The 17,023-nt window shown below is 57.4% G+C and carries 13 protein-coding genes; all 13 read right to left on the bottom strand.

Annotation, left to right across the window (positions count from 1 at the left end):
- Window positions 1-45: 45 nt before the first annotated feature.
- Window positions 46-735, bottom strand: a complete 690-nt coding sequence (locus JQ848_RS06925; protein WP_178105448.1) for a hypothetical protein — start codon at window positions 733-735, stop codon at window positions 46-48.
- Window positions 736-996: 261 nt separating this feature from the next.
- Entirely contained in the window at window positions 997-1,641 is a 645-nt protein-coding gene (locus JQ848_RS06920; RefSeq protein WP_202210390.1) for a hypothetical protein, read from the bottom strand.
- Between the two features lie 172 nt (window positions 1,642-1,813).
- A complete protein-coding gene (gene tssH / locus JQ848_RS06915) occupies window positions 1,814-4,426 on the bottom strand; it encodes a type VI secretion system ATPase TssH (RefSeq protein WP_202210389.1) in 2,613 nt (870 codons plus the stop codon).
- The gene (gene tssG / locus JQ848_RS06910) at window positions 4,419-5,405 is read right to left on the bottom strand and encodes a type VI secretion system baseplate subunit TssG (protein ID WP_202210388.1); all 987 of its coding nucleotides are present in this window, start codon (window positions 5,403-5,405) and stop codon (window positions 4,419-4,421) included. Before tssG ends, tssH begins: the two co-directional genes overlap by 8 nt.
- Window positions 5,390-7,270, bottom strand: coding sequence for a type VI secretion system baseplate subunit TssF (tssF, locus tag JQ848_RS06905; protein WP_161718308.1), 1,881 nt, complete (start codon window positions 7,268-7,270; stop codon window positions 5,390-5,392). The genes tssG and tssF overlap by 16 nt, the downstream gene beginning before the upstream one ends.
- Entirely contained in the window at window positions 7,263-7,751 is a 489-nt protein-coding gene (gene tssE / locus JQ848_RS06900) for a type VI secretion system baseplate subunit TssE (protein WP_161718306.1), read from the bottom strand. The genes tssF and tssE overlap by 8 nt, the downstream gene beginning before the upstream one ends.
- 105 nt (window positions 7,752-7,856) lie before the next feature.
- Window positions 7,857-8,327, bottom strand: coding sequence for an Hcp family type VI secretion system effector (locus JQ848_RS06895; RefSeq protein WP_202210387.1), 471 nt, complete (start codon window positions 8,325-8,327; stop codon window positions 7,857-7,859).
- An 81-nt stretch (window positions 8,328-8,408) separates the two neighbouring features.
- The gene (gene tssC / locus JQ848_RS06890; RefSeq protein WP_010656799.1) at window positions 8,409-9,899 is read right to left on the bottom strand and encodes a type VI secretion system contractile sheath large subunit; all 1,491 of its coding nucleotides are present in this window, start codon (window positions 9,897-9,899) and stop codon (window positions 8,409-8,411) included.
- A 10-nt stretch (window positions 9,900-9,909) separates the two neighbouring features.
- On the bottom strand, window positions 9,910-10,422 hold the full coding sequence (gene tssB / locus JQ848_RS06885; RefSeq protein WP_127195858.1) for a type VI secretion system contractile sheath small subunit: 513 nt from the start codon (window positions 10,420-10,422) through the stop codon (window positions 9,910-9,912).
- Window positions 10,423-10,451: 29 nt separating this feature from the next.
- On the bottom strand, window positions 10,452-11,462 hold the full coding sequence (tssA, locus tag JQ848_RS06880) for a type VI secretion system protein TssA (protein ID WP_235972420.1): 1,011 nt from the start codon (window positions 11,460-11,462) through the stop codon (window positions 10,452-10,454).
- 564 nt (window positions 11,463-12,026) lie between these two features.
- Window positions 12,027-13,262, bottom strand: coding sequence for a hypothetical protein (locus JQ848_RS06875; RefSeq protein ID WP_202210386.1), 1,236 nt, complete (start codon window positions 13,260-13,262; stop codon window positions 12,027-12,029).
- A gap of 175 nt (window positions 13,263-13,437) precedes the next feature.
- A complete protein-coding gene (locus JQ848_RS06870; protein ID WP_106117532.1) occupies window positions 13,438-14,415 on the bottom strand; it encodes an IS5 family transposase in 978 nt (325 codons plus the stop codon).
- A 6-nt stretch (window positions 14,416-14,421) separates the two neighbouring features.
- Window positions 14,422-16,881 carry a TcfC E-set like domain-containing protein gene (locus JQ848_RS06865; protein ID WP_235972418.1) on the bottom strand — a complete coding sequence of 820 codons (2,460 nt, stop codon included), beginning with the start codon at window positions 16,879-16,881 and terminating at the stop codon, window positions 14,422-14,424.
- Between the last annotated feature and the right edge of the window lie 142 nt (window positions 16,882-17,023).

Raw genomic sequence — 17,023 nt, 5'->3', positions numbered from 1 at the left:
GACGCTGTGAGCACCTCGTTGGTAAAAGGCTAATGTTCCACAGCGTCACAAGATGATTTTTGGCGAGCCGGCTATTTTATTGATGGCCATTATCTGTTGCGCCTTCGACACCAGAAACGCTTTTCTGTTGAGGTCCTGAGTCTTGGACAACACCCACACCTCACGAACCTTGATCGGGCTCGTCACCCCCAAGCCCTGATATATATTGATATGCGGACGCCCAACAAGCAGCACCTCATTATGATTGCTCATTACTCTGGCGGTACGCCCAAGCAATTCCATCGGCGTACAAAGTTGATTAAACCCGCCCGCCACTTTCTTGCCCGGGCTTTTCGTCACCCCGGAATAAATAGCATCCACCAAGGCATAAGAATTGGTGACCTGGGTGCTGCCGTTTCTTCCAGGCTGTGTCCCGATATGATTAGGAAAACTTACATCATAGGCATGGGTGCCCAAGATGTTTTGAATCGGCACATCCAGCACCAGGGCCAATTCTCCAAAGGCCATGGTTTCTGCGTCTGAATCCGCACTGGCTCCTTGCATACGACCCAAATCAACCAGCGATGCGCTGATCACATCCCAGGTTTTAAACACCTCCTCAGCCGGCCTGGATAATAACGGGCTCAGGTCCGTACCCACGCCCATTAAATATTTGTAACGCAACGTATGAACCAATGCCCGAGACGCGCCCAACTTCTCCGGGCTCCACTCTTTCAGAATACTGACCTTATTCACAACATCCACCTTTTACATCCAGACTTAAAAAAACAACAATCCTTATCGTTCAGCCAATCAACACACTGAGGGTCGACTAAACACCACCCAGAGCGCCAAACCGCTAACGTTGAGTGACGTAGCGCTGGCGCACGCCTGGAGTTGCTCAGGAAACACGTCAAGCCATTGCGGACGCAGCCAGCGCTAAATGGCGAAAAAAGTTTTATCGTCTTGAAGCGCACTTCTGAACTTACGCTGACGCCCAACCACGTCCTGTCGACACTACACAATGACATGCTCAAAGTTTAGCGGTATATCACTATTGGTGGACAGCATCAGGGCACCTCGCATAGCCGCTACAGGCCTATGGTACTTTTGAAGCACATACTTTTTGATATCTGTTTTTAATTTAACGCCCGGCTCCCTTATCCACTCAAAGACTCCGAAATTAGCATCAAACAGATAGATTTTTCCATCACTCTTCAACTTGAGCAATGCCATCGCATGAAAACTATCATATTTACGCATTACTTTGAGCAACGGACTTTTATCAGCACCTATCTTCCAGGACATATAAACAACCGCATTCTCACCCGACGGCAGCGAAAATCCATTCACCAATGCAACCGAGGAATCATAATCATTGACACTGCGTCGCACCAAGCACTTATCCGGCACTTTCAACTGCAATTCAGACACTTTGTTATTCATAAAAGCCAATGAGCTGCCACCAGCATCATCATAAGCTTCGTACTCAGCCTGTATCTTTCCCCCCATAAAAAAATTGGGTGGCGACAAGGTGCCTGACACCCCCGTTATAATTTCAGACATCCACAACCATGTCTGACCCAAACAAAGCCCTGCACTATTAGTTGCTTCCAAGTGCTCGTGATAATTAATCGCTTTGTGTAGCCGCTTAAAACTCATACTCTGAACTTACCTTAGTATTTAAAACCATCAACCCAGCCGCTCCGAGAGGCATCCCCCAAAGCACTTCAACATCAAAAGATGTAGTGTTTAACCTGCACGAGACTCAACAAACCTGCCTGAAAACATAGTGGCGCGGCTATTGACCAGCTCCAAAACATTGCGGCTATCTTTACATCTCAACTTCCAGCCCCACCCCGCCCTCTGCGATGTTCAAACTCAGACTCTTAGGAGCTTTCTGATCCTTGGTCCATTGCAAAAACACCCGGCTCATCTGTGGCAACAACTCGCGGGTGAGGATGGTGTCGACCATACGGCCGCCGCTCTGGCGGTCGGTGCACTGGCCGACGATATGCGCCACCAGGCCCGCGTCGTAGTGCAAGGGCACCTGATAACGGTTCTGCACCCTTTGCACCACGCGCTGCAACTGCATTTCAACAATGCTGCCCAGCATCTCGTCATTCAGGGGGAAGTACGGGATGGCCACCAGCCGCCCCAGCAGTGCCGGGGGGAATACGTTGAGCAGTTGCGGGCGCAGCAACTGCTCAAGGTCCTGGGCTGTTTCGCCGCCGCGCAGGTTGAACAGCGCCTCGGTGCCGACGTTGGTGGTCATCAGGATCAGGGTGTTGCGAAAATCGATGACCTGCCCTTCGCCGTCTTCCATCCAGCCCTTGTCAAAAACCTGGAAGAACACTTCATGTACGTCGCGGTGCGCCTTTTCCATTTCGTCCAGCAGGATCACGCAGTGCGGGCGGCGGCGAACCGCTTCGGTCAACACGCCGCCTTCGCCGTAACCGACATAGCCGGGCGGCGCGCCCTTGAGCGAGGCCACGCTGTGGGGCTCCTGGTACTCGCTCATGTTGATGGTGACCAGGTTGTGTTCACCGCCATATAACAGCTCGGCCAGGGCCAGCGCGGTCTCGGTCTTGCCGACCCCGGAGGGACCGGCCAGCATGAACACACCCACAGGCTTGCCGGGGTGATCGAGGCCGGCGCGGGAGGTCTGGATGCGGCTGGCAATCGCCTGCAGGGCATGGGGCTGGCCGATGATGCGGTGCTCAAGGCTGGCGGCCAGATCGAGGATGGTGTCCAGCTCATCGCGCTGCAACGTGCCCAGCGGAATCCCGGTCCAGCCCTGCAACACATCCGCCACGGCCTGGGCGTCGACATCGGGCAGCACCAGGGCCGCGGTCCTGGCGTGGGCGGCCTGCAGGCGCTGCTGCAATGCATCGGCACGCTCCAGCAGGGCTGCCCGCTCGGGAAACTCACCTTCATCCTCGGCCTGCAGGCGTTCGCGCAGCTGCTGGATTTCCTCGACCCATGCCGCTTCGATCTGCCAGCGCGCCTCCAGCCCTCGCCCGTCATGCAGCTCTTCGCGCAGCTGTTGCTCAAGGTTGAGCAAACGCTGGGGATCCCCCAGGCCGATGGCCTGTTCGCGCTGCACCATGGATTTTTCTGCGTGCAGGTAGGCCAGGCGCTCGCGATGGTCTGCCAGCTCCCCCGGCAATGCCTGCTGACTGATGCGCACCCGGGCACAGGCGGTGTCCAGCAGGCTGATGGCTTTGTCCGGTAGCTGACGCTCAGGCAAGTAACGGTGGGACAGGTTCACCGCCGCATGCAGCGCTTCGTCGAGAATTTGCACCTGATGGTGTGCCTGCAAGGTGGGCAGTACGCTGCGCAACATATTGATCGCCACTTCGGGGCTGGGCTCATCCACCCGCAGCACCTGGAAACGTCTTTTCAGGGCCGGATCTTTTTCGATGTGCTTTTTGTATTCGTCCCAGGTGGTGGCACCAATGGTGCGCAGCTGACCCCGGGCCAGCATCGGCTTGAGCAAATTGGCCGCATCACCGGTACCCGCCTGCCCCCCGGCCCCCACTAGGGTATGAACTTCATCGATAAACAACAGGGTCGGCACTGCCGCGGCCTGAACCTCATCGACCACCTGGCGCAAGCGCTGCTCAAACTCGCCCTTGACCCCGGCGCCCGCTTGCAACAGGCCGATATCCAGCGCCAGCACCCGTGCCTGGCGAAACGCCTGGGGCACGTCACCGGCAACGATACGCTGGGCAAACCCTTCGACCACGGCGGTCTTGCCCACCCCCGCCTCGCCTGCCAGCAAGGGGTTGTTCTGGCGCCGGCGCATGAGGATATCGATCAACTGGCGCACTTCATCATTACGCCCCACCACCGGGTCCAGTTCGCCGCGCCGGGCTTGCTCGGTCAGATCGCTGGTGTAGCGCTGCAAGGCACTGCAAGACTGACCCGGGACATTGGTTATTTCGCTCTCGACAAAGGTCGCCGGTTGTTCCGGTGAGCGCTGCACGATCTCGCTGAACTGCTCCATCAGCAGTTCGCGGTTGATCTTTTCGAACTCCCGCGACATGGCGAACAAGGTATGGCGCAAATTACTGGTGCCCAGCACCCCGAGCAATATATGGCCGCTGCGAATCTTCACCGCATCGAGCTGCAACGCACCGTATATCCAGCTGCGCTCCATGGCTTCGTCCAGTTGCCCAGACAGGTCAATCACCGATCCGGAGCGGGCAGGCAAACGCTCGAGGGCGTTGATCAGGTCGGTCACCAGCCGGGCGTTGTTCAGCCCGAACCGTTCGTTGATCCGGCGCAGATCGGAGTCGGGCTCCTGCAACATTTGTTGAAACCAGTGCACCAGCTCAACGTAGGGGTTACCGCGCAGACGGCACAGGCTGGTGGCAGACTCCATGGCCTGGAACGCCAGGTGGTCAAGTTTGCCAAATAGCTTGGCGCGGCTGATATCAGTCATGGCTCAATTCCTGTTGAAGTCGGTGAAGACGGGCCCTGCTCAAGACGCAAGCCCGTGAATGAAGCGAACGCGATGTGCCGGGCAACCATGAAGCCAGGCCCAATGCCTGGTTGGCTCCCAGGCGCACTGCCGGCTCAGCCTCATCGGCGACCAGCAGTTGCACATCCCATTCAAAACAGCTGCCCAGGTAGTCATCGACCAAACGGGTCAGGCTTTGTAACAGCGCAGCGGCGGACAAAAATTGCTCCAGCCGGGCAATCGTCAGGGGCCCCAGCACCAGGCGAACGCTGTGCTGGGCATTCCATACCCGGCGCCCCAGCAACGCGCTGTGCCCCAGTTGTGCGGCACCGGCGCCGCCAAGCCGGGGTTGCTGCAGGGCGGTCTGTTCGCTCCAGCGGCCGAACCATTGCTGCAACCGCACCGGCATTTGCAGATGGTCGCGCAACACCGCCAGCAGCCCTTCGGCGCTACGCCGCTGGTCGACATACTGAGCGGCGTAATAGCGCTCACCACGGGGCGCGAAGGCCTGTACATAATCCGCAAAACGGTCCTGCCCGGGACGGTCGGCCGACACCGCCGGCCGGGTCACCGCCCAGCTGCGATACAGCAGGCACAACAGGCGGTGATGGAAGATGTCGAGAAAGTCCGCCAGCAGGAAATCGTTGTGATTGATTTGCCGGGACAAAACGTCCTCGCTGAACGCCAGCGGCATCGGGCCGTTGACCCCGGTCAGGCCAAAAAACGTAACCGCCAGCCGGGTCGCCCGCCCCTCGCGCAGTTGCAGGTTGCGCAGCATCCCCGGCTCGAAGCCCAGCGACACTGCCTGCCCGAGACGCAGCGGGTCCTGCTGCAAGTGTTCGCTGGTGCCCAACCTTGGCGTGCGCGGGTCCAGGGCATCGATGCAGCGCAAGGCACTGAAAAAATCGAAGCGCCAGGCAGCGCTCTGCAGTTGCGCCCAGAAATCTACAGGACCATGCATTGGCCACCCCTGACCGGCCACCGGTGAATCAGCCCCCGGCCCCGGGTGTACAACACCGTGCAGGTAAAGGAATTGATGGCCGCGTAACGGGCGAAAAACCCTTCCAGCACGCCCCCAAAAACAAAGGCACCGATGCCTTCGCACGCCGCATCGTCGAGGGTCAGTTCAAACTGCAGCCCGCGCCCGAACACCACCGGCCCCGGCCCGGGCAGACGCCGGGTGAGGACACTGGCGCGTAACGAGAGGATGCTTTGGAGCAGACGTTGCAGCACGGCATCATCGGACGCGATGTACAGCGACAACATCTCGCGCAGGGCAGCGGCTCCCGCCTGACCGTCCGCATCTGCCAGCGGCAGAAAGTTACGCGACAAATGCTGGATCGCGCTCCACGGACCTGCGCCCGAGACCGGCAGGGACAGCGGCGCCGACGGCCCGGCCAGGCGCCGAATGGAGATCACCGGCGCACTGACTTCAAGGACGAAATCGGTGTTGCCCTTGCCAAAACGGATGTGCTGCACCAGGTGCCGGTTGGAACAGATGACATCGGCCGCCAATTGATGCAGGTCCGGGCGGTACGGCGGGTGCTCGGGGTCCACCAGGGTGATGGACAGGTCACAGCCCGCGTAGGGCGGCTGGCCATTGAACCCCGTCGCCATGGGCCGTGAAGGCCTGCGCTGGGACTGGAAAAAGCCCGTGCCCCGGGCCTCGGCCTGGCCGGCCAGGGGCGAATACAGAGGGACGAAACGCTGGTGCTCGCGACCGCCGCGAAAGTAACCCTGCACCTGCAGCACCTGATGTATTTCATGATGCAAAGGGTTGGCCTGATCGACCACCACATCGATATCGGTGCGGTGCTGCTGCAGATTGATCCGGTCGGTGCGCTTTTTGAACAGGTTCTGCACCGGCACACAGAACAGGCTGAAAAACGAAGGGTCAAGATCCGCCGGCAGCGGATTTGACAAGGGTGCCAACAAGAACACCAGTTCCAGCGAGTCGGTGCCACAGCGGCGAACCGCAGGTCCCAGGCCGCACAGGCGGATGAAACGCTGGCTTTCGGGGAACGCCAGAAAGCGCCTCAACAGGGCAAAAGCGTCGGCCCCGTCGCCAGCGCGCGGCTTGAGCTGCGCATCCTGCCCGGGCTCCAGGTCAACCTGGCTGATGTGCCAGGGTTCGATCACCTCGCACCCGTCATCATCACTGCCCGACGGCCTGGCGATAATGCCTAGGGTGCGCGACAGCAACGCTTCATGCACCGCCAGCGTCGGCGCTCCGGGGCGCCCCAGGTACAGGCATAAGTGTTCCAGGGCCAATTGATTGAACAGGGTGCCTGCAGTGGTTTTCAAACGCAGCCTGATGGCCGAATGAGCCTCCACGGCGAGCCCGGCGGGCACACCCGAAAGCAGGTTGGCACTGGGCAGGTACTCTGCCGACTCGATCTGCAATGGCCATAGGGTCACGGGCTGCAGGCTGCGCCATTCGCAACGGGCACTCTGGCCCTCAACATCGGCGAAGGCACTCAAAGCGCTGTCGGCCGCCAGAGAGAAACCCTTGACTAGGCTGCCCTGATGCAGATCCGGGGTTAACTGCACCACCGCCATGGACGGCAGTGGCGCTAAAGAGTGGGGTTGAACCCGTTCCAGCAAATTCCTGGTGAAGTGTGGAAACTCGGATTCCATTTGCAATTGAATACGCGCCGTCAGAAACCCCAGGCCCTCCAGCAGGCGCTCGACGCCGGGATCGGGGTCGTGCCGGGAGTCCAGGTTGAGGTGACTGGCGACCTTGGGGTAGATCCGGGCGAACTCACCCGCCCCCTCGCGCAAAAACTCCAGTTCGCGCTCATACAGGCGCAACAGGCGCTCATCCATGGTGTTGCACACCGTCAGGGGTGTCGATATGCACCGCACCGCTTTGGGTATTCCACAAAGAACGAAACGTGAAGGGGTACACCTGCATTGCGCAACGCAGCTGCCCTTGAATCAGAAATTGCATGTCGGCCATGGGCTCACTGCCATTGGCAACCCACGACACCTGCAGACTATGGCGAATGATTCTCGGCTCGTAAGTAAAGATGGCCTGCCGAATACGTTGCTCCAGGAGGTGCGGGGCAAGACCGGACAGGGTTTGCCCCGCCACATTGCCGATACCGTAATTAATCACCGAGGTCGCCGCATAAGGGCTGGCACTCAGGTCCTGGCCACCCGCCAGCCCGCTGGTATTGAGCAGCGTGCTCAGGTCCGAGCGCAGCCGCGACAAAAGCGTTTCTCTATTGAAAGAGTGGATTGACGGAACGTGGGGATGAAGACCAAGACTCAAGCGTTCCAGTAATGTACAGGCCCTGCTGTTCATACCAATACCCTGATCGCGTGTCGCACATAAACTGACTGACATGGCACAACTTTTAAATCCAGGGTGCCCTGTTACAACCGGGGCGGGCACCCTGAAGCCAAAGGGTTAAGCCTTGGCAAACACGTCATAAGACTTTTCAACGGAGCCTTTATTCACATCACCGTCAAAGTGGACGTACTTATACTTGATGTTGATAAAGTTCAATGACAGGTGTTCGGTAGGACGATTGTTCGCGGTACATTGCGTAGAAAAAGAGCTGACAACAGGCTTGGTCAGTGTAATTTGCAGCAACTCTTGCGACGTTTTCGACGAGCCGGCCGCATGCAGCACAACAATAGTGGCCGAATCAAATGCAGTGCCCACCAACGACTGGACAAAGAACTCCGGCGAGGTTTTATCGGCACCTTTGGTCAACAAGAATTCAGAGATAAACGCCTGCCCCACATCACGGTCATTGCCTTGCACTTGAACATGGCGCGATACATTCAATGAGTAGGATTCAAACTCAATCCATTCCTTATACTTTTCAACGGTCGAGGTGCCTTTGATTTCTTTATCAAACTTTACCAGTATCATAATGTACTCCCAGGAATAATCACCACAGGGTGAAGAACCACATCAGGGAAAGCCCTGTTGTGCTAACAATGCTGTTAAACGTTATGCTTTAACCGAAGGCAACTTGGAAACCAGTCGCAATGAAACAGTCAAACCTTCCAGTTGGTAGTGGGGCCGCAAGAAGAATTTGGCCCGGTAAAACCCGGGATTGCCTTCATCTTCTTCCACCACCACCTCGGCTGCCGCCAGGGGTTTACGCGCCTTGTCGGCATCGGTGGCAGTGGCCGGATTAAGGTCAACGTATTGATTGATCCAGCCGTTGAGCCAGTTTTCAATTTCCGCGCGCTCTTTAAACGAGCCGATCTTGTCGCGCACGATGCATTTCAGATAGTGGGCAAAACGGCACGTGGCGAACAGATAAGGCAGGCGCGCGGCCAGTCGGGCGTTGGCCGTGGCATCCGGGTCGTCGTATTGCTGCGGGCTATGCAGTGACTGGGCACCGATAAAGGCGGCCACAGAGCTGTTCTTGCAGTGCACCAGCGGCATGAAACCGTTATTGGCCAGCTCCAGTTCACGGCGGTCGCTGATGGCGATTTCGGTCGGGCAGGTCATGTCCACCCCGCCGTCTTCACTGGGGTAAGTGTGCACCGGCAGGCCGCTGATGGCGCCGCCGGACTCGATACCACGGATCTGTGAACACCAGCCAAACTGCTTGAAGGACTGGTTGATGTTAAGGCCCATGGCATAGGCGGAGTTAACCCACAGGTAGTTGGCCGAGTCGCCCCGGGTCACTTCTTCAAAGTTGAAATCTTCCACCGGTGCGGTTTTGGCGCCGTAGGGAATTCGCCCTAGGAAACGCGGCAGGGTCAGGCCCACATAGCGCGAGTCTTCCGAGCTGCGGAAGTTGCGCCAGGCGGCATGCTCCGGGGTCTGGAAGATTTTGCCCAGGTCCCGCGGGTTGGCCAGCTCTTGCCAGGAGTCCATCAACAGGGCGCCAGGGTCGGCCGCACTGATCAACGGCGCATGGGCCGCCGCGGCAATTTTGGCCATGGAGGCCAGCAGCTCGACATCGGGCGGGCTGTTATCGAAGTAATAGTCTGCGATCAAGGCACCGAAGGGCTCGCCGCCGAACTGCCCGTATTCATGTTCATAAATCTTCTTGAACAGCGGGCTCTGATCCCAGGCCGCGCCTTTGAACTTCTTCAGTTCACGGGCCACCTCGGCCTTGGAGATGTTGATAAAGCGGATCTTGAGCTTTTCATCGGTCTCGGTATTGCTCACCAGGTGATGCAGGCCGCGCCACGCCGACTCCAGCTTTTGAAAGGCTTCATGGTGCAGGATCGCATTGACCTGGCTTGAAAGTTTACTGTCGATGGCGGCGATGAGCGCTTCAATGGTGCTCAGGGTGTCATCGGCAATCAGGTGCACAGAACCCAGTGCCTGCTCGGCCAGGGTTTGCACCGCGGTGTGCAGGGCGTCACTGGCCTGTTCGCTGCGGGGTTTGAACTCCCGTTGCAGCAAGCTGCTAAAACTGTCGGCCTCCAGGGTGGTGGCCTGGCTATCTTGACTTTGAAGCTGTTCAGTTGCAGGCATGATTGGAACCTTATTCAGCGGGGACGGCGGGTTTGGCCTGTTGCAGCAATGAGTTCATCAATGCCGGATCGTCGAGCAGTTGGGCGACCAGTTGCTCGGCACCACTTTTGCCGTCCATATAGGTCAGCAAGTTGGAAAGTTGATTACGGGCCTCCAGCAACTTGCGCAACGGCTCGATATTGCGGGCGATGGAACCCGGGCTGAAATCATCCATGCGCTGAATATCCAGCTGGACCGGCAGTTGCCCTTCACCGGTCAGTTCATTGGTCACGCTGAACTTTAACGCCGGCGCAATGGCACTCATGCGCTCATCAAAGTTGTCGACGTCAATGTCCAGAAACTTGCGATCGGCCACCGAGGGCAACCCCTGGGTATTGGAACCGGAAAGATCGGCAAACACGCCATTGACAAAAGGGATTTCAACTTTCTTTTCGGCGCCATAGAGTTCGACGTCATATTCAATCTGGACCCGCGGAGCACGATTGCGATTTATAAATTTTTGACTGCTTGCAGTGCTGGACATACTTGACCCTCAATCACGATTAACAACATTTATTCTTCTTGAATACCGGCCAGCGCCCGCATGTCACTGACGCTGGACGGTGCCAGTTCAGCCATGATTTCGAGAAAATCCATACCGGCGAGGCGACGCACTCTTTGCACCAGCATGGGGATGGGACTGCTCGGTTCATGGCGCTGGTAATAGCCGGCAATGGCATCCAGAGCCAGCAGCACCTCTTCCCGCGAGCGGCACTCCCGCACGCTCCCGGCAGAGACAACAGCGGCGGGCGTAGACGCAGACACGGCCACTTCAGGTTCCGGGGCAACGCTGTGCAAGGTACGGCGCAAACGGCTGTCCACCACCTGGATCCATTGCCCCAGCAACCGCGAAACCGGCTGCAGCGGCGAGCTTTCACAGAGCCCGGTTTTCTCATCCAGCCCCTGACCGATGCTGTCCAGCAAGCCCTTGACCCGGTTCAGCGCGCCCAGCCCGCGCATCAGCTCAGTGGAGCATTGCGGCTCGATCTGGCTCTCCAGCCGCAGCAGACAGGCGTCGCGCTCGGGCGACTCTTGACCGCTGGCGATCAACGCCAGATCGGCACAGCACAGGGACTCGCCACCGGGCAGCCTGGCCAACACTTCTTTGCGAAGTGTCGCCACCACCACCGAGGGCACCGCCAGTTCCGCGAGAATATTGATCCGCACCAGAGGGTCGAATTGATCTTCATCACTCAAGCGCGGGTAGGTCTGCTCCCAACGCTCTCGCACCAGATAATCGAGCACCGTCAAGCCCTTGGCCAAACCCGCCAGCCCTTCTCGCTCAAGCCAGGCCAGGGTCAGATAAACGGCGACCCGCAGATCAAGCGTACGAGCGAACAAACCCACGCAGCGTGTTTCAACAGAGGCCCAGTCTATGGGCTCCGGAATATGTAGATAATCGCCGTACTGAGACTCTTCCTTGCTGGAGACTTCATCCATAAGTGCCAGAAATTCGGAATCATATTCCAGGTTTTCACCCACCTCCTGATTGGAAAGAACGACGATAAAGTCATCGATATTCATCGCCCCGCTGCGCCAGATAAAAGTTCTACTCCAAAATTATTCCACTCAGGCCGAGCGCTTTAATTGTGTGGGGCAGTATGACAAAAACACACCTACACACATTAAGAATAGTCTTAAAGAAGTGGCTATTCCTAAGAGTCATGGGCCAAAACAGAAGTAAAAACCGCCAACAACCAATCAACTTAGGACTCATCCTAAGTTATTGACCCGCACAGGTTTGAGTGCGGCATAGAGAATTAATGAATGACGGGTAAATGATGCGTGGGTAGTAACAGACGCAAGCCTGCCAGGACAAGAATCCGGGGGCCTGGTATTGAGGCTTGGCCCATGCACTTGCGAGCCGGCTTATACAGGCAGGGAAAGTATCAAGGTCGCGTATTGGAAGGCGGCATCAGAAGGATAAGCGCGGCACGAAAGCCAGACACTGGCGGGAGGATGGGAGGTATTCGAGAGGGCTGCATGGCGGCAGAGAGCGGATATGCGACTGACTGGCCAGCGCCACAGGGTTCAGAGGGAGAACCCCGCAGCCACTGTGGCCGGCCAGTCAGATGACAACAGGCAAGGCTACATATTGGCGTCGAATATCACGGTTACCCGGCCTTTGTACTCGGTAGACGGATGAGTGACCATTTCCTTGATCGGATCGCCATTGACCTCAAAGCGCAGATAGGATGATCGCTGGAACACGGCGCCTTCCCTCATAGGGCTAAATCTCGGTACAAACACGTCTTTCTGCAACGGATAATTCAATGCCTCGGCAATCATACCGCCTCTATGCCCCATCAACCCCGGCATATTGATCGCAATGTCCAGGGGGACGGTTGAGGGGCCATTGGAGATACCACAGCGGCCATCGGGCATCGTGTACTCACAATTGATATCCACCGCAAAGTCGGTGGAGCCACTGACCCGGAACGGTACATCCCTGCGCAATGTCGCAGGCACCTTGCCAAACTCCTGCCACTGGTTCCAGCCACCCAGGGGTTGCAGATTGACCGTTTCGTAACCGGGCGCGAAGTCGAGCGCGAACATGTGGTTTACGGTGAGTTGGAAGTTAATATTAACCATGGGATCATCGAAAAACGCACCATCACCCATATCAAAATCCGTCCCCGCCCCCCCACGGGAATAAGAGGTAGCCCCGTGGTAGACACCGTTCTTCATATTCAATGGCTCGGGAGTCTCAATCTCATAAATTATATCCCAAGACCAATTACTAAACTCTCTATCAGCGAGCATCTTAAAAGCACAAACGCTGCGACCACCCGCGCCATTATCGTCTCGCGTAATAATTCGCATTATATTACTGGCAGAATCATTATTGGAATATACTCGACTGCACCCCCTTAACTCTGACAAATCGCTTACCCAACCATTCTCAGGCAAGTCATAGTGGCGCAACCTAAATGCCATGCCTGTGATTCGAAAAATTACTTCCGCCGTCTCACCAGTGCCGGACGTCACGGTAATTATACGCTGCTCAGGAAGACCGTAATATATCGAGCCGCGACCAAAATCCGCGACACCATTACCTCTTTTGGTGCCCGTTGACGGTACTCCGATACTGAACACATTGTTAGCTTTGCACCAATCCTTGTGGGTACCGGAGCAAACACCGCTTAAAGGCGAAGTATTGGTAAACGTCTTATTATTAGGATTATTCAGACTGGGGGTGAACTCAGCAAATACACCAACAGTTACCGCCCGCGCCGGCGCCAGCCACACCAGCTGCCCAAGCACCAACAACACCAATAACAGCAAGGCGCTACGACTCTGTTTGATCAAAACTATAATATTCATGTTTATCCTTGCTACTCGGCGTTAGCACTAAGGAAGGTCTGAAGTAAGCAGCCGTTTTTAACGGTCTCGCTGTCTGAGGTGCAAAAAACACCGACTTAATCGAAAAACAGACCTTTCCTCCTGTCAGTTCACTATTTTTTGCGGAAGAGCACCTTTTCAGGGCTCATTGTCCACATCACAGGCGCACCTCGCCTGCATTCAATAGTCGTTTTCGCATCATCCAAAGGTTCGATAAGGCAAACAGTGTGGTCTGCTGCGCGGTGTTTTTCACCAAGCCTCGGAAGCGGACTTTCGTATAACCAAACTGGCGCTTTATTACCCGGAAGGGATGCTCAACCTTGGCCCGGACTTGGGCTTTCGCGTATTCGATTTTGCGGCGCATGCGACCGATCAGGCTCTTTTTTGCATGCTTCTTATAGCTGCTGGGTCGCGCTGCGATCGACCAGATCATCTGGCGATGTTGATGCTCCGCACGCTTCTCCACGCCGGTGTAACCGGCATCGCCAGAGACGTAAATTTCCTCGCCATGCAGCAACTGATCGACCTGAGTCACGTCCGCCACATTCGCCGCCGTACCCACTACGCTATGCACCAGACCGGATTCAGCATCGACACCGATGTGCGATTTCATCCCGAAATAGTACTGATTTCCTTTCTTTGTCTGGTGCATTTCGGGGTCGCGTTTACCGTCCTTGTTCTTGGTCGAACTGGGCGCATGAATGATCGTCGCATCGACCACAGTTCCTTGACGTAGCAGCAAACCTCGGTCGCCCAAATAGCCGTTGATGACCTGCAAAATCCCACCGGCCAGCTCATGTTTTTCCAACAGCCGGCGGAAGTTGAGGATAGTGGTTTCATCCGGAATCCGATCCAAATGCAGCCCGGCAAACTGGCGCAGAATCGTGGTTTCGTAGAGGGACTCTTCCATCGCCGGGTCGCTGTAGCCGAACCAGTTTTGCATCAGATGAACCCGCAGTATGGCCATCAACGGATACGCCGGACGACCGCCTTCACCCTTCGGATAATGCGGCTCGATCAACGTAATCAGGCCTTTCCAGGGCACGACCTGATCCATCTCAATCAGGAAACGCTCACGGCGGGTCTGCTTACGTTTGCCTGCGTACTCGGCATCAGCGAAAGACATTTGCTTCATCGGGGCTCAACCGTTCAGTTCGTGGGACAGGCGTATTTCACCAGACTTGGAAGTCTTTTTCAGAGTTTCCCTAAGCAACGGTTTGCTGGTGTTCAGATCGTCGCACTTGAGCTTACCCACCATCACCACATCGCCTTCGCGCGGGTAGCGCTTGTCGTCGAGATGGAAAGTGCAGCCCTTGATACTGGGGTGGGACACTTCCAGCATCGGCTGGCGGGCACTCATTTCCAGGGTGAAAAAGCCATCCGCTTCGGCAACGCTGCGCCCGGCGTGGTTGCGCACCTGGGCTCCACGCAGCGGCTTGCCGGCGGCATCCTGCACCTGACCCATTACGGTCAGGGTCTGCATGACCTTGACCTGACGGTAGGCCACGCCTCCTTTGTTCAGGTGGTAACTGGTCATTGACGGGTGAATCGAGGCTGCAGGCGCCTCGCGCCCGGAAAAGTCCAGCTGCAGGTTACCGGGCTTGTAGGCGGTCACCGGCACAAAGTTGCGCCCGGGCTTGAGCTCAGTGGTGGCACCATTGGTGTCTTGTGCCATCAACCCCAGGTCCGGCAAGTCGGACTCGACATCAATAATCATCCCGGTATGGGCGCCACTGCTGACGCCATTGCCGGCAGTCACCAGTTTGCCGCCACCCATGGCCACGGTGCTTTGCAGGTTGACCCCGCCGCTCAGCCCGCCTTCTAGGGAGGAACGCTGGGCAAACACATCGCCGCGCACCAGGTCGGTGTCAAAGGAAGCCGCACCGTTCAGGCCCACGCCATAGCGGTCGCTCGACACATTGCCGTTGACATTGCTGAACAAGCCGCCTTGCAGGTCCTGGGACACTCCGGCATTGACATACTGGTCACGCCCGCCCGTACTCCCGGTGCGGGTACCGGCACCGACGTTGTAGCGACGGCCGTCACTGCCCAGGGCCATGGTCAGGGTTACATCGACCCCGCGATTGCGCTGGCTGCCACTGCTGGCGGTCGCCGGTCGGTCAAACACCGAGGTGCGCCAGGTGGCATCGCTGCCCAGCAACCTGGAGCGCCGACTGAAAGACAGGTCCAGCCCCACACCATTGGTCACACCGTTGCTGTATGACGCACGGGCCGTCAGGCTGTTGATGTCGTCCAGCCGGTGATTGAGGGCGATGGACGAGTTCTGCTGGGGGCCGGCCTGGGTCTTGAGGTACTTGTCGGCGTTCTGCCAGTTCAGGCTGTGGTTGAACATTATGCTACCGGTGGCATAGTTGCGGATCGCCTGCACATCCAGCCCCATCCCGTACTCACTGGAGTGAAAAACATTGGCGTAGAGATTGGCGCTATCGCTGGCGTGCCAGTTCAGCGAGCCACCCACGGACCGCTCTTTACCCACCTGCTGCACCATGGCGCCCAATACTGCACGCGGGTGAGCCAGATAGTTGACCACCCCGCCCACCGCCAGCTCATTGGCATCGTCGGTGCTGTAGCTGTTCAGCAGGTTACGCTGCTGGCCGACAAACGAACTGTAGCGCCAACGCTCCTGGGCATTGCTCCAGTGCGCAGGTTTATTGATCAGCTCGGTCTCGCTGGACGTGACATTGCCGTCTTCCACCAGACGCACCTCAACCTCGTAAATACCGCCGGGCAGGCGCCGGGTATCGATCAGCTGCAAACCGGGCTCTACCGGCTGGGTGTAGATAAGGCTGCCATTACGATAGATTTCAACCGTGCCCTGGCGATTGGCCGTGACATAGACCGGATAAATGCTCGGGCTGGCGCTATCGATGGCCAGGATGTCGGAGGTACCGAGCATAAGCCCGACAATGGTACTGGGCACCGCCCCCGGGGCGCTGGGCTGACGCGCCACGCCCTGGAAGTTGGGCTGGAAAAAGCCGGCGCGCACAAATTGATTCTCGTGCTCGCGCTGGCCGTACAGGCTCTGGATCGACTGCCGGGTTTCGGCGCCTTCATAAGTACTGCGGTCCACCTGGTAATTACCGACTGTGGTCCAGTTACCGATACTGCCCTGGGCATCCACCGAGTAACGGCCATTGGTATCCGTGCCGCTGCCACCAAACACATTGAGCTGGTTACGCAGCACCAGGCCGTGACTGCCGCCCTCGGGCAGCTGGTGATAGCGCACTTCTTCAGGGTTGACCTCGGCCCCGCGGGTTACCAGCGACAGCTGCGAGCTTTCCAGACTGTAATGCATGGCCACCAGGCCATTGTCACAGCTGGCAGTGCACTCGCCGAGCGGGCGCGGCTGGCTGAGGTAATCCGTCCAGCGCTGGCGATCCGCGGCGCTGAGCTTGCTGTCGTGAAACTCGCTCATCTCCAGCAGTTGAAGGGTGTTATTACGGGACAAGACCACGCGACCATCGCCAAGGAACTTGCCGTCTTGCTCAATCCGCACCGCCAGGGGCAGATCGAAAAAATGTTCAAGGAAATCTTTTGGAAGACCCTGAGTCTGCTCAAGCAAACTCAGGGAGGACTTCATTTTTACTGCTGCGGTTTCAGGGGCTGTTGCCGACGCCTGAACAGAGGCGCAACACAACGCAACTGCAACACTGAGGGCATGCAATTTAAACAACACAACAGCTCCTAAAAACAGGGCAAGGGGAATAAAGCCCCGCTTCAGG

It is taken from the genome of Pseudomonas paraversuta (assembly GCF_904067025.1).
In the GTDB taxonomy this organism is placed as follows: Bacteria; Pseudomonadota; Gammaproteobacteria; order Pseudomonadales; family Pseudomonadaceae; genus Aquipseudomonas; species Aquipseudomonas paraversuta.
The sequence above is the reverse complement of the archived record's forward strand: the minus strand, read 5'-3'. Positions and strand labels throughout refer to the sequence as shown.

Excerpts from the sequence above, each read along its gene's own strand:
- JQ848_RS06920 (WP_202210390.1), bottom strand. The coding sequence starts at position 1,641 with ATGAGTTTTAAGCGGCTACACAAAGCGATTAATTATCACGAGCACTTG.
- tssH (WP_202210389.1), bottom strand. The coding sequence starts at position 4,426 with ATGACTGATATCAGCCGCGCCAAGCTATTTGGCAAACTTGACCACCTG.
- tssG (WP_202210388.1), bottom strand. The coding sequence starts at position 5,405 with ATGCATGGTCCTGTAGATTTCTGGGCGCAACTGCAGAGCGCTGCCTGG.
- tssF (WP_161718308.1), bottom strand. The coding sequence starts at position 7,270 with ATGGATGAGCGCCTGTTGCGCCTGTATGAGCGCGAACTGGAGTTTTTG.
- tssE (WP_161718306.1), bottom strand. The coding sequence starts at position 7,751 with ATGAACAGCAGGGCCTGTACATTACTGGAACGCTTGAGTCTTGGTCTT.
- JQ848_RS06895 (WP_202210387.1), bottom strand. The coding sequence starts at position 8,327 with ATGATACTGGTAAAGTTTGATAAAGAAATCAAAGGCACCTCGACCGTT.
- tssC (WP_010656799.1), bottom strand. The coding sequence starts at position 9,899 with ATGCCTGCAACTGAACAGCTTCAAAGTCAAGATAGCCAGGCCACCACC.
- tssB (WP_127195858.1), bottom strand. The coding sequence starts at position 10,422 with ATGTCCAGCACTGCAAGCAGTCAAAAATTTATAAATCGCAATCGTGCT.
- tssA (WP_235972420.1), bottom strand. The coding sequence starts at position 11,462 with ATGAATATCGATGACTTTATCGTCGTTCTTTCCAATCAGGAGGTGGGT.
- JQ848_RS06875 (WP_202210386.1), bottom strand. The coding sequence starts at position 13,262 with ATGAATATTATAGTTTTGATCAAACAGAGTCGTAGCGCCTTGCTGTTA.
- JQ848_RS06870 (WP_106117532.1), bottom strand. The coding sequence starts at position 14,415 with ATGAAGCAAATGTCTTTCGCTGATGCCGAGTACGCAGGCAAACGTAAG.
- JQ848_RS06865 (WP_235972418.1), bottom strand. The coding sequence starts at position 16,881 with ATGAAGTCCTCCCTGAGTTTGCTTGAGCAGACTCAGGGTCTTCCAAAA.